The sequence below is a fragment of the Clostridioides sp. ES-S-0123-01 genome (assembly GCF_020658415.1).
Lineage (GTDB): Bacteria > Bacillota > Clostridia > Peptostreptococcales > Peptostreptococcaceae > Clostridioides.
Genome location: NZ_JACVWD010000004.1, coordinates 527506 through 551622, shown reverse-complemented (window position 1 = coordinate 551622; position 24117 = coordinate 527506). Strand labels below are relative to the sequence as shown.

At 27.4% G+C, this 24117-nt stretch carries 22 protein-coding genes; 7 read left to right on the top strand and 15 right to left on the bottom strand.

Annotated elements, in window-relative coordinates; all coding sequences use genetic code 11:
• Nucleotides 1-28: 28 nt before the first annotated feature.
• The 3 genes from IC175_RS12355 to IC175_RS12345 all read right to left on the bottom strand — a co-directional run bounded on the left by IC175_RS12355 (nt 29) and on the right by IC175_RS12345 (nt 3501).
• A complete protein-coding gene (locus IC175_RS12355; protein ID WP_227851579.1) occupies nt 29-1225 on the bottom strand; it encodes a VWA domain-containing protein in 1197 nt (398 codons plus the stop codon).
• A 20-nt stretch (nt 1226-1245) separates the two neighbouring features.
• On the bottom strand, nt 1246-2067 hold the full coding sequence (locus IC175_RS12350) for an AAA family ATPase (RefSeq protein ID WP_227851578.1): 822 nt from the start codon (nt 2065-2067) through the stop codon (nt 1246-1248).
• 318 nt (nt 2068-2385) lie between these two features.
• Nucleotides 2386-3501 carry a 4-hydroxybutyrate dehydrogenase gene (locus tag IC175_RS12345; protein ID WP_227437276.1) on the bottom strand — a complete coding sequence of 372 codons (1116 nt, stop codon included), beginning with the start codon at nt 3499-3501 and terminating at the stop codon, nt 2386-2388.
• Nucleotides 3502-3886: 385 nt separating this feature from the next.
• Here IC175_RS12345 and IC175_RS12340 point away from each other — a divergent pair, with 385 nt between their 5' ends.
• The 4 genes from IC175_RS12340 to IC175_RS12325 all read left to right on the top strand — a co-directional run bounded on the left by IC175_RS12340 (nt 3887) and on the right by IC175_RS12325 (nt 7116).
• Nucleotides 3887-4576 (top strand): helix-turn-helix domain-containing protein, encoded by a 690-nt coding sequence (locus tag IC175_RS12340; protein ID WP_227437278.1) that lies wholly within the window; start codon nt 3887-3889, stop codon nt 4574-4576.
• Nucleotides 4577-4612: 36 nt separating this feature from the next.
• Nucleotides 4613-5311 carry a transglutaminase-like domain-containing protein gene (locus tag IC175_RS12335; RefSeq protein WP_227437280.1) on the top strand — a complete coding sequence of 233 codons (699 nt, stop codon included), beginning with the start codon at nt 4613-4615 and terminating at the stop codon, nt 5309-5311.
• Nucleotides 5312-5514: 203 nt separating this feature from the next.
• Entirely contained in the window at nt 5515-6609 is a 1095-nt protein-coding gene (locus IC175_RS12330) for an AI-2E family transporter (RefSeq protein WP_227437282.1), read from the top strand.
• 150 nt (nt 6610-6759) lie between these two features.
• Complete coding sequence (locus IC175_RS12325) at nt 6760-7116, top strand: hypothetical protein (RefSeq protein WP_227437284.1); 357 nt, start codon at nt 6760-6762, stop codon at nt 7114-7116.
• A 101-nt stretch (nt 7117-7217) separates the two neighbouring features.
• Here IC175_RS12325 and eam read toward each other — a convergent pair whose 3' ends face one another.
• The 3 genes from eam to IC175_RS12310 form a co-directional block, all read right to left on the bottom strand.
• On the bottom strand, nt 7218-8486 hold the full coding sequence (eam, locus tag IC175_RS12320) for a glutamate 2,3-aminomutase (protein ID WP_227437286.1): 1269 nt from the start codon (nt 8484-8486) through the stop codon (nt 7218-7220).
• Between the two features lie 371 nt (nt 8487-8857).
• On the bottom strand, nt 8858-8998 hold the full coding sequence (locus tag IC175_RS12315; protein WP_227482756.1) for a hypothetical protein: 141 nt from the start codon (nt 8996-8998) through the stop codon (nt 8858-8860).
• A 211-nt stretch (nt 8999-9209) separates the two neighbouring features.
• Nucleotides 9210-10751 (bottom strand): hypothetical protein, encoded by a 1542-nt coding sequence (locus IC175_RS12310; protein ID WP_227437287.1) that lies wholly within the window; start codon nt 10749-10751, stop codon nt 9210-9212.
• Nucleotides 10752-11024: 273 nt separating this feature from the next.
• On the opposite strand from IC175_RS12310, the gene IC175_RS12305 reads away from it, so the two are divergent.
• Complete coding sequence (locus tag IC175_RS12305) at nt 11025-12074, top strand: PTS transporter subunit IIC (RefSeq protein ID WP_227437288.1); 1050 nt, start codon at nt 11025-11027, stop codon at nt 12072-12074.
• A 50-nt stretch (nt 12075-12124) separates the two neighbouring features.
• Here IC175_RS12305 and IC175_RS12300 read toward each other — a convergent pair whose 3' ends face one another.
• Both IC175_RS12300 and IC175_RS12295 read right to left on the bottom strand, forming a co-directional pair.
• The gene (locus tag IC175_RS12300) at nt 12125-13159 is read right to left on the bottom strand and encodes a DUF6398 domain-containing protein (RefSeq protein ID WP_227835411.1); all 1035 of its coding nucleotides are present in this window, start codon (nt 13157-13159) and stop codon (nt 12125-12127) included.
• A 17-nt stretch (nt 13160-13176) separates the two neighbouring features.
• A complete protein-coding gene (locus tag IC175_RS12295) occupies nt 13177-13524 on the bottom strand; it encodes a cupin domain-containing protein (RefSeq protein ID WP_227437292.1) in 348 nt (115 codons plus the stop codon).
• A gap of 255 nt (nt 13525-13779) precedes the next feature.
• Between IC175_RS12295 and IC175_RS12290 the strand changes: the two genes are divergently transcribed.
• Nucleotides 13780-15162, top strand: coding sequence for a peptide MFS transporter (locus IC175_RS12290; protein WP_227437294.1), 1383 nt, complete (start codon nt 13780-13782; stop codon nt 15160-15162).
• 85 nt (nt 15163-15247) lie between these two features.
• On the opposite strand, the gene IC175_RS12285 is transcribed toward IC175_RS12290, so the two are convergent.
• From IC175_RS12285 to IC175_RS12265, 5 genes are all read right to left on the bottom strand, one after another.
• Nucleotides 15248-17041, bottom strand: a complete 1794-nt coding sequence (locus IC175_RS12285; protein ID WP_227851577.1) for an aminopeptidase P family protein — start codon at nt 17039-17041, stop codon at nt 15248-15250.
• A 236-nt stretch (nt 17042-17277) separates the two neighbouring features.
• Nucleotides 17278-18669: a peptide MFS transporter gene (locus IC175_RS12280; protein WP_227437297.1), complete on the bottom strand. Its 1392-nt coding sequence runs from the start codon at nt 18667-18669 to the stop codon at nt 17278-17280.
• A gap of 459 nt (nt 18670-19128) precedes the next feature.
• Nucleotides 19129-20271 (bottom strand): peptidylprolyl isomerase, encoded by a 1143-nt coding sequence (locus IC175_RS12275; RefSeq protein ID WP_227482760.1) that lies wholly within the window; start codon nt 20269-20271, stop codon nt 19129-19131.
• Nucleotides 20272-20381: 110 nt separating this feature from the next.
• The gene (locus IC175_RS12270) at nt 20382-21617 is read right to left on the bottom strand and encodes a hypothetical protein (RefSeq protein WP_227835409.1); all 1236 of its coding nucleotides are present in this window, start codon (nt 21615-21617) and stop codon (nt 20382-20384) included.
• A gap of 83 nt (nt 21618-21700) precedes the next feature.
• Nucleotides 21701-22135: a hypothetical protein gene (locus IC175_RS12265; protein WP_227824057.1), complete on the bottom strand. Its 435-nt coding sequence runs from the start codon at nt 22133-22135 to the stop codon at nt 21701-21703.
• 265 nt (nt 22136-22400) lie between these two features.
• Between IC175_RS12265 and IC175_RS12260 the strand changes: the two genes are divergently transcribed.
• Nucleotides 22401-22778: a PadR family transcriptional regulator gene (locus IC175_RS12260; RefSeq protein WP_227824058.1), complete on the top strand. Its 378-nt coding sequence runs from the start codon at nt 22401-22403 to the stop codon at nt 22776-22778.
• 59 nt (nt 22779-22837) lie between these two features.
• Here the strand turns inward: IC175_RS12260 and IC175_RS12255 are convergent, their stop codons facing one another.
• A complete protein-coding gene (locus IC175_RS12255) occupies nt 22838-23749 on the bottom strand; it encodes a helix-turn-helix domain-containing protein (RefSeq protein ID WP_227824059.1) in 912 nt (303 codons plus the stop codon).
• A 78-nt stretch (nt 23750-23827) separates the two neighbouring features.
• On the bottom strand, nt 23828-24091 hold the full coding sequence (locus IC175_RS12250) for a hypothetical protein (protein ID WP_227851576.1): 264 nt from the start codon (nt 24089-24091) through the stop codon (nt 23828-23830).
• Nucleotides 24092-24117: the final 26 nt, after the last annotated feature.

Here is a 24117-nt window from a genome sequence, read left to right as displayed (position 1 = left end):
TATATAATTTGTACCATCATTTTTTATATTATTTCACGACCATTAAATTTTTCAATGATTTTTCCAATCCTTTTACAGTTAATGGATACATATTAAACTCACTTTGTATTAACCTTTGAGTCTGATACCAATAACTGATTGAATCCCACCCATCTCTCAGTTCCGGATTTAGCCACACAATTTTACTATACTTTCTTTTGAATCTTTTAAGCCACTCTATTCCAGGTGTATCGTTATATGGACCTCGATAATTACCACCAATATGAAGTAACTCAGAAGGTGCCATAGACGCATCACCCACGATTATAACTTTATAGTTTTTATCTATGTTTTGTAATATCCATTCAGTATCAATAGACTTACTTAACCAACATTCTGGTGTAGTAAATAATCTATCATAAAAACAGTTATGAAAATAGTATACTTTTACATCTTTAAAGTGATTTGATTTACTTACAGACTGAAATAATGTATTACATAAAGTACTATATCCTCTCATTGAACCCCCTGAATCTATAAGCAACAAAAGCTTCACTGTATTTTTTCTTGGTTTTTCGAAAAACAGTTTTAAATACCCTGCATTATTACAAGTCTCTTCAATGGTTTTATCTAAATCAAGTTCTGTTTTTGGAGCATCTATTCTAGTAGAAAATTGACGAAGCCTTTTTAATGCAACTTGAAATTGACGCATATTTAAAACTTCATCATCTCTAAAATCTCTATACTTTCTTTCTCCTGCAACTTCGAGAACAGCTCTTCCATAGGTGGAAGTTCCGCCTATGCGTATACCAGTTTGACCTTTGCCTGAATGACCTAATTCAGAAGTACCCCCTGTTCCTATCCAGTAATTCCCTCCATTATGTGGAGAATCTTGTTCTTTTATACGTTCCTCTAATTTAGCTCTCAATTCATCAAGGTTTATGTTGGGATTTTGCTCTAATCTTTCAAATTCTTCTAAATCTACATTTGGATTTTTAAGCCAGTTCATAATCTCTTCTGGAATTTCCTCTTTGTGTTCTATACCTTTAAAGTACTCCAAAAACACTGCATCAAATTTATCAAAATTACTTTCACTTTTTATTAAAATCATCCTACAAAGATAGTAAAAATTCGAAAAATTTGAATAACAAAGCCCTTTGTCTAGTGCTTCAATTAGAGTCATCCACTCATTTAAAGATATATCTAGGCCTCTTGCTCTCAATAAATAAAAAAATTTAATAAACATAATTATTCAGCTCCTATTGACTACAAACGTTTTTGCATAGATTCAATATCCTCGTTATTTTTAAGCATTATCCCTGCAAAAGGAACTTCTTTTTCTATTTTTTCAATTGGAATTCCACTCAAAGTCAATGCTTGTATCCAGTCTATTAACTCTGATGTACTAGGCTTCTTTTGTATCTCTCTTAAACTTCTAATCCAATAAAAAGTAGTCATTACTTGTTCCAATAAATGTTCTTCAACTTTATCAAAATGTACTTTTACTATCTCCTCCATCATATCTCTATCAGGAAATTCTATATAATGAAATATACATCTTCTTAAAAAAGCATCTGGAAGCTCTTTTTCTGCATTCGAAGTTATAATCACTATAGGTCTTTGTTTTGCTGTTACAGTTTCTTTTGTTTCATTTATATAAAACTCCATTTTATCTAATTCCCAAAGTAAGTCGTTTGGAAACTCTAAGTCTGCCTTGTCTATTTCATCAATCAAAAGAATTACTTGTTGTTCTGAACTAAATGCTTCTCCTAATTTACCATATTTTATGTACTTACCAATATCATCTACTCCTTCACCTCCAAATTGGCTATCATAAAGTCTTTGAACAGTATCATATACATAAAGACCATCCTGTGCTTTTGTAGTTGATTTTATGTTCCAAATTACTAAATCTTTTTGCAGTTGATTTGAAATTGCTTGTGCAAGCATAGTTTTTCCTGTTCCAGGTTCTCCTTTAATTAAAAGTGGTTTTTCAAGTGCTATAGCAACATTAACTGATGCCATTAATTCTGGTGATACTACATAATCACTGCTTCCTTTAAAATTACCCATTTCTTTTTTTATCATAGGTTCTACTCCTTTTCAACAATAAATTTTCTAAATGTATATGACTATTATATTACTATTTTTGATATAAGGTGGTAATATAACACATTTGTATATCATTACTCTAAAATTCTATATCTAAATAAAATTACCTCTAAAATATTTAAATTTTATCTTTATTTGTCATAATTAAATGAAATATATATTTTTTAATAAGTACAAGATATATTATCTTATAAAAATATCAGTCATAAAAAGCGATGATTTAATTAAATCACCGCTTTTCATAAATTTGAGTTATAGCTAAATATAGAACAATTAACTTTTAGATTTGGGGTATCAATATAAAGTTCTGTATATATTTACTATTTCTTCTTTATTAAGTTTAATATAACTTTGATTTAGCAACCTTTGTTGACTATCTAGTACACTGTCTGCAAAACTATTTATCTCATACTCTTTCATTCCATATTCTCTTAAACTTTTTCTTGTAATAATTTTATTAAGTAGTTCTTCCATTTTTTCATATACCTCTGATACTTTACAATTCATTATTTCACTCAAAAGCATATTTATTTTTGCTAATTTACCATCTGGTGATAATCTATTATATGCTTTAAATACTTCTATAAAAAATTGATAATTAGCTTCACCATGAGTAACATGATAAACTCCACTTAATGGGTATGAAAGTGCATGTACTGCTCCTGTACCAGCATTCCCAAAAGCAATTCCAGCTAAATCACTTGCAATCAAAAAATCTTCTATAATATCAAATCTATAATCTTTTCCATTTAGTTCAATTTGCTGAAATCCATTTAAAATCATCTCTATAGCTTTGGTACTAAAAATTTCTGTATAAATACTCGCCTTTGGAGATACAAAAGATTCTATAGCATGTATTAAAGCGTCGATTGCACTTGTAGCAAAAAATGAATATGGAAGCTCTAATAATAACTCTGGAATTAAAACTGCATAATCTGGAAATAATTCATCTACAGCTAATCCAAACTTCGTATTCATCTCTGTTATTTCTGCAATTGAAATATTTGACACCTCTGAACCTGCTCCACAAGTTGTAGGAACAGCTATTAATTCTCTTATTTTTTCTAAAGGAACCTTTTTTTGAAATAAATCACTTGATTTCTTTCCATCTTTCAGTACTAACAACTTTGCCATATCAATAACTGCTCCCCCACCAATAGCAATAATTCTTGTACAATTAGTTTTTGAAAAATCATCCAATAATTTATCCATCATTATATCATTAGGTTCACCAGTTCCATACTTACTTTTATATTCTACATGTGCATCCAAACCAAGACTTTTAAAATATGTATCATATGCACTTTTACTTGTTAATATAAAATCTGATTTACAAATTTTGAATTCTTCTATAAATTCCTTTGAATTTTTAAATTTATGAACTTGTGTTTTTTGCTGAAATAACTTCATGACATCCTCTTTTCTTCAACTTATGACTTGATGTTTTATTTTATATAATCTGTAATATAATTATAAAATTTTTATTTTTTATATGCAAGTTTTACAATAAGTAATTTATATTTTAAAATATCTTAATGTAGGTCCAATATTATATAAAATAAAATCAATTCATTATAAAAATAATCTAATTTTAAAATAATTGAACAAAATTAAAATCTAAAGTATAATAAAATAAAAATTTCACTAATCTTACTGAAAAATACTGTACAATTAACCTGTATTTCCTCAATAAGAAAAATGTTTGGAGGTAATTTTATTAATTATATCAAATAATCATATTTCTTCGTTTACAAATTCTATTCAATCAAATAAGCATAAACATTGGATGTTACAATTGTTTATAGGAATTGAAGACAGTTTAAATATAACTATAGATGGCAATGATATAGAAGGTAAATGTATTATTGTAGATAGTAATATAGAACATTGTTTTTCAACAGGAGAAAAAATATGTTTTACTATGTTAATTGAGCCAACATCATCACTTGCATTAAGCTTTAAGTCAAAATATATTGACAAAATTAAAGGTTATGGAATTATAGATATTCATAATAATAAACATACACAAAAAGAATATATTAATTTTTTCAAAAATCATGATGAAAAAAGTTATTTAAATTTTACAAATTCTATGTTCGAATATCTTAATGTTACTCAAGACAATTACACAGTAGTTGATAAAAGAATTCATAAAATAATGCAAAGACTTAATGAGTGTGACTGTCATGACCATTCTATAAAAAAGATTTCTAATATGGTCTTTCTTTCGCCAAGTAGAGTGTCCCATATATTCAAAGAACAAACAGGAATGCCATTAAAAAGTTATATTCTCCTACATAAAATTCAAAAAGCATATTTTTTACTTTTATCTGGTAAATACTCTATAACCGATGCTGCTATGATGTCAGGTTTTGACAGCGCTTCACATCTAGCATATACCAATAAATGTATGACTGGTATGAATATTTCTGGTATATTAAAAAACAGCAAGTTTTTGAAAGTTTCAAATTACTCTAAGATATAAAATATAATTACACTAAATAAAGGAGATTTATATTTTATGAAAAGACATTTATCAGAAAGTACATTATTAGACTTTAATTCAAAAAATGTTCAAGAGCTTATTATCGAAAAAAAATGGAATCAATTAGATAATTTTAATAAAATCAAACAAATTTATAATTTTGTTAGAGATGACATCAAGTTTGGTTTTAATGAAAGTGACAATATATCTGCAAGTAAAATACTAAAAGATGGATATGGACAATGCAATACAAAGACGATACTTGCTATGTCACTTTTAAGAGGCGTTGGCATTCCATGTAGGATTCATGGTTTTACTCTAGATAAAAGAGTTCAATTAGAACTCTTAGGAGTTCTTTACAAGATTACTCCTACAGAAATCATTCACACATGGATAGAAGTATACTATGAAAAACAATGGTATCAATTAGAAGGTCTTATTTTAGATAAAAATTATCTTACAAGTATTCAGCAAAAATACAATGACTGTCAAGGCTTATTTTGGGGATGGGGCATTGCCACTAAAGATTTGCAAAATCCTCAAATATCTTGGAATCTAAATAATACATTTATTCAAAAAGAGGGAATAATTGATGATTTGGGAACCTTTGATACTCCAGATGATTTTTTCAATCAATATAACCAAAAAATAGGATGGTGTAAAAATCTTTTATACAAATATATTGGAAGGCACTATATAAATAGAAATGTACAGAGAATTAGAAACAAATTATAACTGTTTCTATTTGCAATATGCAAATTTGAGAAGATAAAAACACTATTTAGAGAAAACTTGCAAAATATTGTACACTTGTCAAATTTAATATTAATCACACTATATTAATACTACTTTTTATTGTATAATAAGCTATAAATATTAACTTGATTTTAAATTTAAGTAAATATAAACTTAATAAATATAAGAAAGGTTGTGTTGTTTTGCAAGATAAAAAAATTCATTTAAATATTATACTTACTGTAGTTATTTCATATATTTTGATTAAAGTTATTGATAATTACAAATATTTTTTTGGAGTAATAAGTTTACTGATGTCACTACTAACTCCATTTATAATAGCCTTTGTATTAGCATATGTATTTAATCCATTAGTAAAGTTTTTAGAAAATAAACTTAATTTTAAAAGGATATATTCTTTGCTTCTTACTTATGGTGTATTAATAGTTATATTAATATCTTTTATACTATTTACAGTTCCATCCATAGTAAATAGTTTGGCTGATTTGGTAACTCAAGTTCCTATGTATATAGACAAGACAGAACAATTTTTATTTGATTTAGGAAAAAGCTTACAATCAGTAGACCCTAATACATTAAAAGAATATGGTGATAAAATTATGAGCGTAATGCCCAAGTTTAGTAACTTGCTTATTGGTTCACTTGGAGGAATCTTTAGTACTACCTTCTCTGTTGGAAAATTTATAGTACAACTTGTTTTAGGTTTTATAATTTGTTTCTATATATTATTAGAAAAAGAAAGATTCTTAGAATTTACAAAGAAAATTGTTTATATTTCTTTAGGTAAAAAATATGGAGACTTTATAATAGAATTGTGTCAAAGCTTAAATTTAAATATTGGTAAATATTTTACAGGCAAAATTTTAGATTCATTTGTAGTTGGAGTACTTTCTGGAATTGGTCTATACTTTTTAAAGTCTGAATATGCCCTATTGTTTGGTACATTAATGGGTATTATGAATATGGTTCCATATTTTGGCCCAGTAATAGGTATGGCACCAGTTGTAGTAATCAACTTATTCTACAATCCGACAACTGCATTAACTTGTTTAATTTACTTAATAATAATTCAACAAGTAGAAGTTGCATTTATAGAACCAAAAATTGTAGGTGGACAGCTAGGGCTTAGCCCATTCTTTACAATACTAGCAGTTACTGTTGGTGGAGGATTTTTTGGTATACCTGGTATGATTCTATCTGCTCCTGTTATGGGTGTAATAAAAATATACTTTTGTGAATTTGTTAATCGTAGACATGATAAAATACAAATGGAATAAAAATACAATTTAATTACGATTTTGTAATCAAAGGTTACAGCTGTGTAACTGTAATATTATCCTCTTTAATGGTAATATTTAATTATAGAAAACATATAATATTATTAAGAAATGAATCTTATATAATTAATTACGAAAGAGGGTTTTAGTATGAAAAAAGCACTTATATCTTTATTAGTTTTATCTTGTTTATTATTAACTGCACCAGTAAATGAATCTTCTTATGCTGATTCTCAAAAGAATGTTCCTGTAAGTCAAAGTACTAAATTGACTCAAGAGCAAGCCAAAGAACTTTTAGTAAAATACAACAATAAAGTTGATTACATATATCAAGGAAATGCTAGCGATTTTGAAGCATTAAAAGCTAAAAATCTTAATGGATATGTATTTTTACCAGATGCAGATGGTGACATTGGTTATTTTGTAAATGAAAATACTTCTGAGATATATTACTTCCATCCAAGTGGATACCTTGAATTGGTTAATCAACAACAAAATAATAAATAAAATAATTAACTAATATAAAAATGGATGCAAATTGATATAAATTTAGCATCCATTTTATTTTTATTTTAAAGTTGTTTCTTTTTATATATTTAAATATTTTATTAATCCTGTGCTTGCTCTTTTATAAGTTTCTTTATATCTACAGCTGGTTCATCTTCCATTTTTATAACTTTGCCTTCCCATGTTCTAAGCATAACATAATCTGTTCCTTTTGATACAAGGTATTGTGGAAGTAATGGAGTCTTACCGCCTCCTTTTGGAGCATTAACTATATATGTTGGTATTGCCATTCCTGATGTATATCCTCTTAGATATTCCATTATTTCAAGACCATCATCTACTGATGTATTAAAATGTTTTGTTCCTTTTACATGTTTGCTTTGGAATATATAGTATGGTTTTACTCTTATTTTAAGTAATTCTTGATTTAAACATCTCATTACAAATTTATCATTATTTATACCATTTAATAACACGGCTTGATTTCCTAATGGTATACCTGCATTTGCTAATTTTTCACAAGCCTCTTTAGATTCTTTAGTTATTTCCATCGGATGATTAAAATGTGTATTTATATATATAGGATGATATTTTTTTAGCATATTACAAAAATCATCTGTAACTCTTTGTGGCATGGTAACAAGAGTTCTAGTTCCTAATCTAACATAATCAACATGTGGTATTTCTTTAAGTTGGCTAAGAATCCATTCCAAATAATCATCTTTTAATGTAAGAGCATCTCCACCAGTTACTAATACATCTCTTATTTCTTCATTTTCTCTAATATAGTCTATAGATTCTTGTATAACAGCTTTCGACTTATGAGAATCTTGTTGACCAATATTTCTTCTTCTTTGGCAATGTCTACAATACATAGCACATTCATTTGTTACATTTATTATTAATCTATCTGGATATCTTCTAGTTATACATCCTGCTGGATTTGTATACTCTTCTCCCATTGGGTCTAAATCATCTTGTTCATCTTCCAATTCTATATGTGTCGGTATAGAAAGTAATTTTATAGGGTCACATATATCATCTGGGTCTATCAAGCTCAAATAATATGGAGATATTGCCCATCTAAATTGAGTACCAACTTCTTTTATATATTCTTTTTCTTTTTTAGTTAGATTGATAATCTTTGATAAAGTATCTACATCTGTGATTCTATTTGATAATTGCCATTTGTAATTATTCCAGTCTTCTTCTGTTCCATTTAATATGCTTAATATGTTTTGTTTTCGTTTATTTATCTCTTCTTCTTTTTCAAGACCTCTGTTAATTGTTTTCCTAGCCTGAATATAATCATCAATTTTTGATTTTAGTTCAGCAGCTCTCTCTAAGGATATTCTAGTTTGTTCATTCATAATTTTTAGCTACCAAAATTAATTAATTTCCATTATTGATAGCATCCTCCTTTCTGATGTGTTTATATCATTCTGATAGGCAAATTTAATTTTGCCATATAGATTTTATAACATATGAAATTGATTTTATTTTTGCATTTTTTCTGTTATTTTATACATTTGTGAATATTTTCCCACTATAGTCAATAAATTACAATTTATTATGCATTTTTTTTAACAAATGATTAATTATTTCTATTTTTAAGAATTATTTTACCATAAAACGATTATATTTTCAAGATGATTAAAGTTAAAATTTTAATAGAAAGTAAAGTATTTCATTAAATAATAAAAGCGGAGGTTTATTATAATAAATTTCTCCGCATTTTTATTTATTTAATTAAATTATACTCAGATAAAATCTTATTAGTAGCTTCATTTCTTTTTATAATCTCATCTTTTCTTTCTTCAATAATTATGATATTATACTTTTTTGCTATCTCTGCTATTTTCTTACATGATAAGTTAGACATAGAATGCGTTGTTGGATTATGATAATCTGGTATGATATATATGCCTTTTATGTTTTCATTTTTACAATAATTTTCACACTAAAAATTTAACACCAGTATGTTTCAATAAAATAGAAAGGATAGTATGATTACTCCCATACTATCCTCTTCTTATAATGATTTGATTTATTAATAAATCATAAATCTAATACTTCTAAATTTTTGTATAAATTTATCTTACATTTATAACATCACTATTTTTAGAATTTTGTCCATTGTAATTTGCCACTACATATATATCTAAATTTAAATCTCCTTCAGGGATACTTATAGTATGTTCATTCCCTTTTATATCACTTTGATACAAAGTAAACTCACCATCTCCATTAGTATTATTTTTTATATATATACTATAGGTACATTCTTTATGAGATACACTGCTCCAGTTAACTCTAATAACATTGTTATCTCTGTCAACATTAGCGGATATATTTTCAACCTTCATGTTTTGTATGTTATCATTATTATCTGAGTTGCCATTACCATTCATGTTAGTAATGTTTATTACATTACTTGGCTTGGTTGTGTCTGAGTCTTTCTTACCTAGAACATAAATATCATAATCTATACTCTGATTATCTTTTACATCAATTTCTATAGTAGCATATACTTTTTGTGATTTTCCTAAATCACTTTCATTTACAGTTATAGATTTAATTTTCTTAAATGATTCTCCTGACAACTTGTCTTTAAGATATATATCATAGTCAAAAACATCTTTCATATAATCCCATTCAAGTTTAATAATAACTTTGTTATTTACTATTTTATGTGAACCTACTAAATTCTGTATATAATCATTAGTTATAGTTTCTTTGACTACTGTTACAGTTATTATTTTAGACTTATCTCCACAAGTTATCCTTACTCTTTCTTTACCTTCTCTAAGACCTACTACACTTCCATCACCGCTTAGACTTATAGCTCTTTCCACAGGTAATTTTGAATCGGCCAACTCATAGTGTATTTTTGGTGGTTCTAAACCTGGTGGAGAAGTTATTATATCTGGTTTTAATTTCTCATTTTGGTCAACTTCTATTTTTACATCATTCATATTTATTTCGGCAACTCTAGCTTGAATTCTAAAGGTTCTCTCTACTTCTTTATTTCCACACTTAGCATATATTGTGGCTTTTCCAACTCCAACTGCACTTACTGTATTTCCTTTAATTTTTAGCACATCATCATTACTACTCTTATAAATAGGTTTATATGACTTTTTAAATTTGTCATAATCAACCTCTATTGTACTTTCTATAGTAGCACTATCACCAACATGTTTTAAATCCCCATTAATCTCCATATCTAGTGATTCTACTTCTGGGTCTACTACCTTTATAGTAGCCTTTTTCAACACTCTTGAATTCTTCATAATACCCACAGAAGAATACCCAACCTTTAATGCTGTCATCTTATTTCCATCTATTTTTAAAGTCCCTGAATTATCCAACACATTAAACCAAATATTTGGGTCTTTAGCATATGAAGGAACCTTGATATATTCGCCAGTAGACAAAGTAACTGTTTCATTTAGTTTTACTACATATTTATCTAAATCTTTAACATATTCCCCATCTACAATTTCGATTTCCACTCCCTTTACCATTGGTCTAAGTATTCCAAATTTAAAAAGGTAGTACTGCGCAACAAGCAATATAGGAATAGATATAATTATGGCAATTTTTCTGTATTTCTTATTTTCTACAAATCTCATCTATCCACTTCCTTTAGCCTAATATATAATCATTTGTTTTGTAAGCAATCTACCTAAGTTAAATATTGGGATAAACTGGAAAAGTATTATATTTCAGAATATCCCTATACTAATTATAAACCATAAATTTAAAATTTAAAACTAAAATTAGTGTTAATTTCTTACTATTACAGTAGTCTAATTTTAGTGAAATAACATTTGTCTTGTCAGCTGAAAAGTTATATAATTAATTAAAAAGAAATTATATTTGTATTATATGAGGAGGATTTTAAATTGGAAATCAATTGCAAAAAAAGAAATTTTAAATCGTTTGCTAAGAGCAAAAACATTGAAATTTCTGTTCAAAGGTATCTTATTGATGCATTAAGTTATATGGCACTAGGCCTTTTTTCTTCCCTTTTAATTGGAACAATTTTTAACACATTAGGAGATAACTTTAACATATCTCTTTTTACTGAAGTTATAAGCCCACTTGCTAAGCAAGTTACAGGCCCAGCTATAGCAGTGGCTATTGCGTATGGACTTCAAGCGCCTCCACTTGTGCTATTTTCTTGTGCACTTGTTGGAGCTTGTGGTAATGAACTAGGAGGACCTGTGGGTGCATTTGTCGCTACACTTTTTGCAGTAGAAATTGGAAAATTAGTTTCAAAGGAAACAAAGGTAGACATATTAGTTACACCTGCTGTAACAATACTAATAGGAGTACTTGTGGCAGAACTTATTGGACCAGCAGTTTCTGCATTTATGACTTCATTTGGAAACATAATAATGCAAGCAACCACTATGCAACCCATCATAATGGGAGCTCTAGTCTCTGCACTGGTTGGAATAGCTCTTACATTACCTATAAGTAGTGCAGCTATTTGTATGATGCTTAGTTTAGGAGGTCTTGCTGGTGGAGCAGCAACTGTTGGTTGTTGTTGCCAAATGATAGGTTTTGCTGTTATGAGTTTTAGAGAAAATGGTGTAGGTGGTCTAGTTGCACAAGGACTTGGTACATCCATGCTCCAAGTTCCCAATATAATAAAAAACTGGAAAATTTGGATACCACCTACAATAGCTTCAATAATACTTGGCCCATTATCTACAACAATATTTAAAATGGAAAATATACCTATTGGCTCTGGTATGGGAACTTGTGGATTAGTTGGACAATTTGGAACAGTAACTGCCATGCAAAGTGCTGGAAAAGGTGGAATAACTATGTGGATTGGTATACTTTTACTTAACTTTGTACTTCCTGCCATTGTAACTCTAATAATATCAGAATTTATGAGAAAAAAAGGTATGATAAAACCAGGAGATTTAAAATTAGATGTATAAATAAAAAAACTACTCCTTACTTTTTTATAAGTAATAAGGAGTAGTTTTTTTTATGAAAATTCCAACATTTTTTTCAGTAACCAATCCATAGAACCTTTAACTTCATTCCAAAGTACTATATTTTCATCATAGTAATAGACAGCTTCTCCCTTTTCTTCCGCTGTAACAAACTCTCTACCAAAGGCATTTCGCCAATCTATTAAATATAATCCAATATATTTATTTTTATTTTTAGCACTTTTAATAGCATCACTTGCTAAAAACATATTTTTATTTTTAAAATAATAAAGAGCTTTGCTATACATCCATGTAGCAGAATTTTCTTCTTTATACATTTCAAATAAATTATTTATTGCTATTCTATCATTTAACCTAATTAATACATTGAGTAATTTATACCTTATTCCTTGCTCATCATCAGGATTGATTTCTATTAAATACTCTAATACCTTTCTAGCTTCCTTTAAATTATCAATACTCTCTAACTTCCTAGCAAGAGACTCAAGTGCTACCATATAAGCTCTAGTAGATACACCTTTCCAAAATCCAAGTTGTCTATCTTCCTTAGTAATCATGCTTTTTCCAATGTTTACAGCTTCTTCCATATACCTAATTGACTCAATATGATTTTTAGCTTCTTGTGATAGTTTAATATATCTTTTATAAAGTATTTTTTTCTTTTCTAACTCTAAATCTATGGCTTTGGATTTAGAGTTACTCTCTCTTACCCAAAACTCAATATTAGAGATAGCAATAGTATCTTGATTTAAGAAATCAATATTACAAACGTCTTTTATCAATGATGATTTATTGTTTATAGTGTTTAAAGAAACACCTATTTTTTTTGAAAATTCCTTTTTGGTTATATGTAATGGATGCTTCTTATTATATAAGAGATTTTGCTCCAAAACTATGTTTAGTATAGCTGAAGACCATATATCAGCTCTAGAAGAATGAATTATCTCTTTATTATTATCTAAAATGTCTTGCAAGATTTTAAAACTTATATCTTTATATTCTTGATTTAGATTGGAGTTGCAAAATCTATTTATCTTGTCTTTAATTTCTTCTATCTTGCTTGTCATGACTCCTCCTCCATATTTTACACATATAAGACTACTGCTACAAATTCAAGTTCTTCTTCTCCTATATTCTCTATAGAATGTTCTTCACCATCAGCAGTGTATATTACATCACCCTCATTTACTTCTACAAATTCCCCATTATCAAAAACTTTACCTTTTCCCTTTAATATATAATATACCTCAAAATCAGTTGTATGGTCATGTACACCAATTGAACTTCCTACTGGTAAAGTTATTCTTTTAAATAATCTTCCTTTTCCTTTAAGCTCATCAATTTGTAATATATTTTCAAGCTTAACTTTTCCAACCCCACCAGTTAAATTTTCTTTTACTTCTACTTGTAATTCAGATTTCTTTCTTATCATAGCTCATCCCACCTGCCAAACAATCAATCTAACTACTAAATTGGCATATCCTTTCCATAATATGTTGTATTTTAATATAATAATAACATATATTCTTGTAAAAAAATATTACTGAATCTATAAAATAATACTATTTTTATAGATTATTAACACTTTGTTTTCTTATGCCATAAGTTGACGTCTTTATAAAAAAAACATATACTCATATAGTGTGGAAAAATTTTGTTAAATTATTGGTCTGGAGGTTCTCGACATATGTCAATTTTAAAAACTCAAGAAAAGCTTAAACAGCCTAAGGATTTATATTTTTGTTGTTCAATATTTACATTTGTAGGACTTGCATACTATGGTATGAAATTAGTGCTATTGTTATTTCTAGCTGAGCAAGTATCTAAAGGTGGTTTGGGATTAACACCAGCAGAATCTGCATCAATGCTTGCATCTTTTTTAGCATGGACTTATTTTTCTCCAGTTATTGGTGGATGGGTTAGTGATAGATTTTTAGGTCCGAAAAATTGTATTATGCTTGGAATGATAATGGTTTCAATTGGCTACTTTTTAGGATATCTGGCAAATAGCAAAATGGATGTAAACATCATGATATTCTTGTCTGGATTAGGAATAGGTTTTTATAAGGGAAACTTACATACCTTAGTTGGAAACTTATATACTAATGATGACCCAAGAAAGGATGGCGCTTTTTCTATTACATATATGGCTACTAATCTGGGAACATTATTCGGTCCTTTAATCTGTGGTTTGGTCGCTAATGAATGGTTCGCTATGAAAAATGGTACTTCTATAAATATGTATGGTTACAGATATGTATTTTTATTTGCTTCAATTACTGTTTTAATAGGCTTATTATTCTTTATATTTGGTCACAAAAGATTTTATAAATCTTCAAGTAATGAATTTAGTAGTCAAAAAGAAACTATAAAGAAATCATTAGAATATAAAAAATTACTTGCTTCAAAACCATTAACTTCAGTTGAGAAAAAAAGAATAATAGTAATATTAATATTAGCTTTTTTTACAGTATTTTTTTGGATAGCATATAATCAAGCTTCTATGTCTATAGCTTTGTATACAAAAGAACACATAAATCTGACTGTTGGTAATTTTCAAATACCAACCTCATGGATAGATTCATATAATGGTCTTCTATGTGTCATCCTTGGCCCTATATCTGCTCTAGTCTGGGTAAAATTATCTCAGACTAAAAAAGGCGATTTAAGTGTACCTTCAAAAATGAGTCTAGGGTTTATACTATTAGCTATAGCATTTTTATTCATGATAGTCGCAGTTATACAAACAGGAACTAACCCTAATTCAATTCAGAAAGCAAGTGTATTTTGGGTAATTGGATTTTTAACATTCCAAAGTATAGGAGAGATTTGTTTTTCTCCAGTTGGATATGGTATGGTAAATAAACTTTCACCAGAAAAATATATTTCATTCTTAATGGGTGTTTGGTTCTTAGGTAAATTTGCAGCAAATAAATTATCTGGTTATACACAGGCTATTATAGACCACCTTGGTATGTTACAAGTATTTATAGTAATCCCTTCATTTTTATTGCTATTTGGAATTATATTACTTATAATGAATAAAAAACTTGTAGAATTATCAAAGTAAAAACTATGTTTAAGTTTAATAGATAATATATCAAAAATCGAGGCATTAAAATGCCTCGATTTATTTATAGTATTCAATTACAAAACTATATAGCTCTAGTATAAACTTTTAACCATTCTCTTTCTTCACCAGTTAGGAAAGGAGATATCTTATCATAAACTAATTTATGATACCAGTTTAAATAATCTTTTTCATCTTGATTCATTAATTCTGGAACTATACCATCTAAATCAATAGGAGCTAATGTAACAACTTCAAATTCCATAAATTGACCATAAAAATTCTTTTCAGCTTTTCTAACTACTATTTCATTTTCTGTTCTTATACCATGAGAACCTTCTATATATATACCTGGTTCATTAGTAGTTACCATTCCTTCTTCAAGAACTGCACTATCAAATCTTTCAGGAACTACTCTCCATCTAAATCCATTTGGAGCTTCATGAACATTTAATACAAATCCTATACCATGTCCAGTTCCACATTGATAATCTATTCCCATATTCCACATACAACTTCTAGATAATATATCTAGGTTGTATCCTCTACAACCATGTAAGAATTTAACCTTAGAAAGATTTATCATACCTCTTGCTACAGAAGTGAAATGTAATTTTAATTCATCACTTATAGATCCTAATACTGTAGTTCTAGTTATATCAGTAGTTCCATCATAATATTGTCCACCTGAATCTACTAAGAATAAACCTTCAGCTTCCAACTTATAGTTTGATTCTGGAGTTGCACTATAGTGCATCATAGCAGCATGCTCTTTATATGCAGCAATTGTATTGAAACTTGGTTCAAAGAATCCTTCTTGTTCTCTTCTTAGTCCCTCTAATTTTTCAGTAGCACTTATTTCAGTTATTTCTATCTTACCTACATTATTCTTTAACCAGTACATAAATTTAGTGAAAGCTACACCATCTTTAACATGTGAATTTCTTATGTTCTCTAATTCTACCTCATTTTTTTGGGCCTTAAAGAACATTACTGGATTAAACTCATCAACTTTTTCAACTCCACAAGGTATATTATTGTAAATTGCATAGTTAATCTTAGTTCCATCAACTAAAACTTTTTCATCTTTATCTATATGTTTTACAAAATCATATACATCATTATATGGTTTTATTTTTACATTTTCTTTAGCCAATTCATTTAATATCTCTTCATTTAATTTACTTTCATCAACAAATAAATAAACTTCTTTTAAAGTTATCACTGCATAAGAAAGTACAACTGGATTGTATTTAACATCTCCACCTCTTATATTAAATAACCATGCTATGTCATCAAGAGTTGTTATTACATGAGTAGAAGTACCTTTTTCACTCATTTTTTCTCTCAATCTAGCTAACTTTGAACTAAAACTTTCTCCACAGTATTTAACATCTAATAAAAATGCTTTACTATCTGATAAAGCTGGTCTATCTGACCATATGCTATCTATTAAATCATATTGGTATTCTACTTTTATACCTTTTTTAGATAATTTTTCAGCTAATGTAGCTCCTTCTTTAGCACATATAACTTTACCATCAAAACCTAAAGTTCCACCTTCTGGAATATTTGTATATAAATATTCATCAGTAGTTGGGCAACCTTCTTGTCCCATTTTAAATAATTTTATTGTACTTCCTTCTAATTGAGATTCTGCTTGTATAAAGTATCTTCCATCTGTCCATAATCCAGCTTCATCTTTAGTCACAATAACTGTTCCAGCTGAACCATTGAATCCTGATATAAATTCTCTTGATTTGAAGTAATCTCCTACATATTCACTTTGATGATTGTCAGAAGACGGAATCATATAAGCATCAATATTTTTTTCTTCCATAAGTCTTCTTAATTCATTTACTCTGTCTTTTATATTCACAACAAGACCTCCTCAAAATAATAGTTTGAATAACTAAATATATAAGTATGTAAAGTTTATTACATAAATTTTCCTTTTATATAATTTATATAAATCTTATACACTCTAATTATCACAATTATAATTTTAATTACAATATCTATCTATGTAAAGCTTTTTTTCATAATTAAAGAGGAAATTACGTTTGATTTTATATTCAAATGTAATTTCCTTTATTTTCACTAATTAAGTGTGGATTATTTTGTTTCTGTTAACAAATCCATTGCCATTAATTTTGTCAATATATTTCTTAATCCAAGTAATATTAAACCAAAGATTATTAAGACTCCTGCTATTCCTCCAAAGATTTGCAAAAAACCTAATGTAGCTGTAAATCCAGCAATTTTTCCTGATAACAAACTAGCAAAAAAACTTGTCAGATACCATGCACCCATAGATAATGTAGCGTATTTAGCTGGAGCTAATTTATTAAACATTGCAAGACCTATAGGAGACAAAAATAACTCCCCTACAGTTGTAAATATATAGGTTACTACTATAAAAAGTATGCTAGCCTTTATTGTCCCATCTGAACCATTGGCTAATGTGGCCAATACCATAACTATAAAACCAAGACCCATTATTATCATTCCCAACCCCATTTTAACTGGAATAGAAAAGTCGCCTCTTTTAGTGTTAGATAATTTAACCCACAAAGCAGCTAATACAGGGCATAAAGCTACACATAATATAGCATTTAACGATGTAAGCCATGCCACTGGCATTTCAAATCCAAATAGAGTTCTATTTACATTGTCTCTTACATAAATCATAAATGAACTTTGTGTTTGATAGTATGCTGTCCAAAATAAAACTACAAATAAGAATAATACAACCATTGCTATGATTCTATTTTTCTCTAATTTAGTAAGTGGTCCATACTCAATTTTTTCACCTTTATTTCCCTTAGTAACTGGATGTTTTCCAACTTCTTTTAGTAGCTTTGGCGCAAAAAGTGTAAATATAATCATACCAAGCATCATACCTATACCACAAACTAAGAATGCCATCTTATATCCATAAGACACTATATCTCCGTTTACTCCTCTTACTGCAAATACATTATCAGAAAGCAGTCCACATATGATTGGAGCTATGAATGCACCTACATTTACTGCCATATAGAATAAACTATATGCTGCGTCTTTTCTTGATACCTCGGTTTTAGGATATATATCACCAACTATATTGGAACAACTTGATTTAAAAAAACCATTTCCTAAAATGATTATTGATAGACCTACCCAAACCATATTAATAGATGTAGATGATGCAAACAAAACAAAGTCACCTATTGCTATTAAAAGTGCACCTATAGATATACATTTTTGTTGACCTAAAACTTTATCTGCCAACCAGCCACCAATTAATGGTGTAAGATATATAAGACCTGTAAACAAACCAAACATTGAAGTTGCTTCTTGAGTAGAAAGTCCTAGACCACCTTGAGTTACACTCGCTGTAAAAAATAATACCAACAAAGCTGTTAATCCATAATAACTAAATCTTTCCCATAAAATTGTCATACAAACAAGCCAAAAACTCTTCGGATGACTAGCTTTTTTAGATACGCTTTCAGTATTTGACATAAAAAAACGCCCCCTTATTATTTTTATAGTTAAATTCAGTACTAAGATTAGCTTAATCATTTTAACACATACTTATAATAGCATCTTTTTTTATATTACTCAATAGATTATTGTTAATATTTTCATTTTTTTATTATTATTTTTAAAATTATGAAAAATATTCTTTTTTAAGTATTTTTAAAGAATAACTTTAGTATATATATTTGAATAGTATTTTTTTAGCTTTTAAATTTTTTTATTTATTTTTTTTATATTTTATATAGATTTTCAATGAAATAATTTAAATTCAAAATACGTTTTCATTGTTAATTTATGCATGTTATTTTTTTATAATTTCATTTTTAGGCGAATTAATTTTATGATAAAATAATAAAAGCTGTTTAAGTTCTCTATTTAAGAACAAAAACAGCTTTTAGATATATATATTAATATTTTCTTCTTTTAATAAATTGATTTAATCTATTGCTTTGCTTTCATTTGATATTTATCTGTAATTTTTACATTGTATTTTTCCTTTAAATCATTTATAAGTAAGTTTTGCTTTTCTGATGTTAAAGTACTTACTAAATCTGATTTTACTTCTTCAAATGGTTGATATTTTTCATCTGTTTTCTTAATTATATGGTATCCATAATCACTTTCTACAAGCTTACTAGATATTTCTCCTTTTTTCAAAGCAAATGCAGCTTTTTCAAAAGATTCTACCATTTGACCTTTTCCAAAAAATCCTAAATCTCCACCTGATTCTGCACTACTATCTTCAGAATACTTTTTAGCTAGAGTAGCAAAATCTTCTCCAGCTTCAGCTTTTTTAAGTATTTCTTCTGCTTGTTTTTTAAGTTCAGCTTTTTTACTATCACTGACTTGTTTACCTTTATCATCAACAGTTTTTATTAAAATATGTGAAGCTCTAACTTGTAAATAATTGCTCTTGTTTTTGTCATAATAACTTTGTGCATCTTTATCTGTTACTTTTGATGCTTCATTTAAGTATTTTGATGCTATTAGTTCTTTTTTCATATCGTCTTTTATATATTTCTCAGTCAGGTCAAATTGCTTTAGAAACTCTTCTTTTGTCATTCCCATTGCAGATTCTATGCTAGACATTAGATTATCATATTGAGAATTTAATTCGTCATTAGTTATGCTTATCTTTTCTTTTGCTGCTTCTGAAGATAATATATCTGATGTAATCATAGTCTCAATCATATTTGATTCATATGAACGTATTTCATCATCACTCATAGTATTTTTTGCATTTAAATAAAATAATGGCTCCATTCTTTTTCTTAACATTTCCCCTGTAATTTTTTTATCCCCAATAGTAGCTACTACTTCATTACTATTATAACGCTTTGAAGTGGCTGGTAATTTTCTTCCAGCTTCTTTTCCAGAGACATAGCCTCCACCCAAGCAAATTGCCCCTACTGCAACAATTGCTACAATTGCTTTAAGCTTTTTACTACTTAATTTTATTTCTCTTTTTTTGATTTTGTTATCAGTATTTTTTTCACCTGACACATCATCTTGTTTAGAACTTACATTTTCTGAATTTTTAATTTCATTCAATGTATTATCTTTTGAATTTTTTTCTTCAGACATTAATATCCTCCTTAAATTTAATTGTACAATACTTCACTTTTATTATTTTACATTAAAATAATATTAAATGTGTGAATCATAAATGAAACTCTCATGAATTTAAAATGAAATTAAATATTTCTTAAACTATATCTTATGAAATTTCTTCCTATTTTTGTATCTCCATACTTTAACATTTGTATAACTTCATTTTTTTCTTTTTGCAAATAAATAGAACATTCTTCTAAAGACTTAAATATCTCTAATACTTCGCCTTTTTTATTTACTAATTCAATCTTTTTCTTTCCACCTCTTTTGATTATAGACTTATATTTTTTAAAATATTCATCATATTCTTCATCAATACACTCAAACTTATAATTCATTTTTATTGTTTCAATCTTATCATTAGTTAAAATTTCATTTCTCCTTTTATCAGAAAGTCTTGTACTAAATATTTTGTCATTAAGAATATTAAATATCTCAGATGGAGATTTACTATTTTCTAGATAGCTCCACTCATTTTTACAGTATTCTTCTACATTTAACACTTTACTTAAATAATTTATAGCTTCTCCAAAGTAATCCATATATCCATATTTTAAATTTTCTCTTATGTAGCCAAGTGGTACCTTAAGATTTTTACTACATTGAATATGAGTATCAAAAGTCTTCTCTTCTTTAGTATATAAGTTTATTGCTTTTATACTTCTTCCTCGTTTTATTTTTATTTCTTTTATGTAATTTAAATCTTCTTCTGTTAAATATTCATTTATACCAATTACTTGTTTTTCTTCAACTTCAGTAGTGTTTGTTACTAAAATATTATTTTCACTTCGCTCAATTTCTTCAAATTTTTTAGAATCTGTTTTTTTACTTTCAAGCGGTATTTCTTCTTTATTTAAGTTGATAGATTCATCAGTAATAAATACTTCATTTTTATCTAATTCTATAGTATTTTTATTAATTAGTATTTCTTCGCTATTTATACTTTTTTCTATTATTTCTATATCATCAATTATTATTTCTACTTTATTTAAAGTTGTATCATCATTATTAACTATTAATTCTTCTTTATCATTGTTGATTATTAATTCTTCTTCAGATAAGACTTTATTTTTTTTATCACATACCACTTCTTCTTTGCGTAACACTTTATCTTCTTTATTAGACAAATATTCTTCTTGGTTTAAAGACTCATTTTCTTCACTTACAACTTCCTCTTTACAGCATAATACCTTTTTTTCTTTATCAATTAAATTTTCTTCATACAAAATTTTTTCATTTTTTAATATTATTTCACCTTCTTCTTTTGCTGCCTCAACTTTTTGTCTCTTTTTCATAATACCAAACCACTTTTTTAACACTCAATGTTCCTCCTAATACTTTATCTACTCTTTATATTGCCATACAAAATATTACTTTGTCAAAACTCTTATTTGGTATATAACTACTTAATACTATTTTCTTGATATTTTTTTGTTAAATCAGTTTTCCAAATAATATAATCTATAGCTATTCCAAGTGTAAGCATTATTCTTCTTATTGATAAATCTTCTATATCAAAATCCTCATCAATAACTTTTCCACAATCAACTTTTGGCATAATAGCTTCCATAATTTTGTTTAAAACTATATCTTTTGCTAAATCACACTCTTTAGAAAAATGTTCTTCATTATCACATAATGACTGTGCTAAAATAACTAGTAATTTTCCTATAGTTAAAAAACCATGTTTTAGACTAAAATTTTCATTATTATTAATTTCATCATAAAGCTTATTTATAAAATTATCTACTATATTGGTAACTATATTGTTATCTTCTTCATTTATCCTTTTTATTTGTTCTAAAATAGTTTCTTCTTGTATATTGGTATTACACATGTTTATTCACCATTCCTTTATTTGAAATTTTATTTATAGCTTAAAAACTAAATATCTTCTAACTTATTAATTGTTGTTTGCGACTGTTGGATGTTATATAATAATAATCAAGTACGTGTAAAAACTATACAAAAAATATAAGTTAAAATTCATAGTGTATATTCAATTATATTATTCAAATACATAATGTAAATTATTTATCATGTAAATTATTTATTAAAACTGTATCAGAATTTGTAAAATAATATTTAAAAGGAGAAAATATATGAAATATTCAACAATGGGTATGAAAGCGGTAAATACAAAAGAAAATGATAATAAATTTTCTAGTAGTATATTTTTAGAGCTGTACACGTTAAATTTGATGATAAAAAAAGACGATTGTGTTTATGGAAAGGAAGTTACAGATTATATAGGTAGTTTTAATTTATCTTGGAAACCTAGTAATGGAACTATGTATCCAATAATAGAAAAAATGCTCACAAAAGGTCTTATTGAGGTTGCAGCAAAAAAAGAACGTAAAAAGCTCTATAAAATAACTGAAAAAGGTAGAACCTATTACAATGAAAGGTCTGCAGACTTTAAACAAATGCTAATAGAATCAGCAAATTTTTATAATACTATTGCGAACGAATTAGAATAATACTCAAGAAGACCACTCTTTATATTAGAGTGGTCTAAATCTTATAAGAGTAATAATTCTTACTCCTTTAAATAATTAATCAATCTTACAGCTTTTCTCAATTTAGATTTTGCACAGGCTCTTTTTTTATTTATTGTCCCTCTACAAAGACCAAATAGCTCTGCTATTTCTGAATCAGTATTATCTTTCATATACCACATTACTAATATTCGTCTTTCAAATGTTGTAAGATCCTTAAAAATATTAGAACACGTAATTCCATTAATCCAATTATTATTTAAAAATTCATCATCGTATATATTTATAGCTACATCTTTTTCAATTATCGCAATTGACAATTGTAACTTATAAAAAAGCTCGACATAATCGAGCACTTCGTCTATTTCTTTTTGTGCATTTTTATCACAAATTGTTTCTTCTATAGGTAATTGTTGGTCAGAATCATATATCTTACATATTTTTTTCTGATAATATAGACCTCTTGCTATTGGGTCTTTAGATAGTTTTTCTAAATGTCTAAAGACATAATAATGAAAATTTCTTTTGACATGATTGTGAAAAGACGGCTTTGTATCTTTATATTTATGACACATAGATAAAAAAATAGCGCTTATCTCCTGTTGTATGTCTTCTTTGTCATTATTTGAAAATATACCAACTATTTTTGCAACTGTCTTATCTGCTACCCTTTGACCATGACCATTCACAAAATATGAATTTAATTTTAGTCGTTCATTTTCTTCCTCTACAAATAATTTAATAAAACTTCTTATTGAGTAATCTTCTATAGAATATTGTCCATACACTATTAAAGAGACATACTTATTTAACATTGTTCTAAATGAATTAATTAATTCTTGTGCGGCATCTCTTGAACCAGCTTGTAACTCATATACCAAATCATGTATTCTTTGATATTCACTCATTCCATACTTTTGCATATTATTTTTATAAGTTATTTTTTTCTCCATATTATATACCTTCTTAGCATTATATTATCATTTCTTATCCATTAAGATTATAAAACTATACATTTATACAAGAAAAATTTACTCAAGTAAATATCTTCTTTCATTAAGTAAACCAGGAACTGATTTATCAGCCATTTTATCTATGTACTCAAAGCATTTTGGATGTATATGCCATTTAAATTCTTTTTTTCTTTTATATTTATCTATTGAAAATTGTTCTGGCATTATTGGCTTATTACATATTTGACATATCATTACCTCTCCTTTTCCTGGTGGCTTTGGAACTCTACCGCCTGTAGTGCAATGCTTTGCTTCTATATTTTTATCAATAGTAAAATTCATATTTCTCCCCCCATAAGCTTGATAAA

Bases quoted from the DNA above. Each gene is read 5' to 3' on its own strand.
- IC175_RS12355 (WP_227851579.1), bottom strand. From the start codon at position 1,225: ATGTTTATTAAATTTTTTTATTTATTGAGAGCAAGAGGCCTAGATATA.
- IC175_RS12350 (WP_227851578.1), bottom strand. From the start codon at position 2,067: ATGATAAAAAAAGAAATGGGTAATTTTAAAGGAAGCAGTGATTATGTA.
- IC175_RS12345 (WP_227437276.1), bottom strand. From the start codon at position 3,501: ATGAAGTTATTTCAGCAAAAAACACAAGTTCATAAATTTAAAAATTCA.
- IC175_RS12335 (WP_227437280.1), top strand. From the start codon at position 4,613: ATGAAAAGACATTTATCAGAAAGTACATTATTAGACTTTAATTCAAAA.
- IC175_RS12325 (WP_227437284.1), top strand. From the start codon at position 6,760: ATGAAAAAAGCACTTATATCTTTATTAGTTTTATCTTGTTTATTATTA.
- eam (WP_227437286.1), bottom strand. From the start codon at position 8,486: ATGAATGAACAAACTAGAATATCCTTAGAGAGAGCTGCTGAACTAAAA.
- IC175_RS12315 (WP_227482756.1), bottom strand. From the start codon at position 8,998: ATGTCTAACTTATCATGTAAGAAAATAGCAGAGATAGCAAAAAAGTAT.
- IC175_RS12310 (WP_227437287.1), bottom strand. From the start codon at position 10,751: ATGAGATTTGTAGAAAATAAGAAATACAGAAAAATTGCCATAATTATA.
- IC175_RS12300 (WP_227835411.1), bottom strand. From the start codon at position 13,159: ATGACAAGCAAGATAGAAGAAATTAAAGACAAGATAAATAGATTTTGC.
- IC175_RS12295 (WP_227437292.1), bottom strand. From the start codon at position 13,524: ATGATAAGAAAGAAATCTGAATTACAAGTAGAAGTAAAAGAAAATTTA.
- IC175_RS12290 (WP_227437294.1), top strand. From the start codon at position 13,780: ATGTCAATTTTAAAAACTCAAGAAAAGCTTAAACAGCCTAAGGATTTA.
- IC175_RS12280 (WP_227437297.1), bottom strand. From the start codon at position 18,669: ATGTCAAATACTGAAAGCGTATCTAAAAAAGCTAGTCATCCGAAGAGT.
- IC175_RS12275 (WP_227482760.1), bottom strand. From the start codon at position 20,271: ATGTCTGAAGAAAAAAATTCAAAAGATAATACATTGAATGAAATTAAA.
- IC175_RS12265 (WP_227824057.1), bottom strand. From the start codon at position 22,135: ATGTGTAATACCAATATACAAGAAGAAACTATTTTAGAACAAATAAAA.
- IC175_RS12260 (WP_227824058.1), top strand. From the start codon at position 22,401: ATGAAATATTCAACAATGGGTATGAAAGCGGTAAATACAAAAGAAAAT.
- IC175_RS12255 (WP_227824059.1), bottom strand. From the start codon at position 23,749: ATGGAGAAAAAAATAACTTATAAAAATAATATGCAAAAGTATGGAATG.
- IC175_RS12250 (WP_227851576.1), bottom strand. From the start codon at position 24,091: ATGAATTTTACTATTGATAAAAATATAGAAGCAAAGCATTGCACTACA.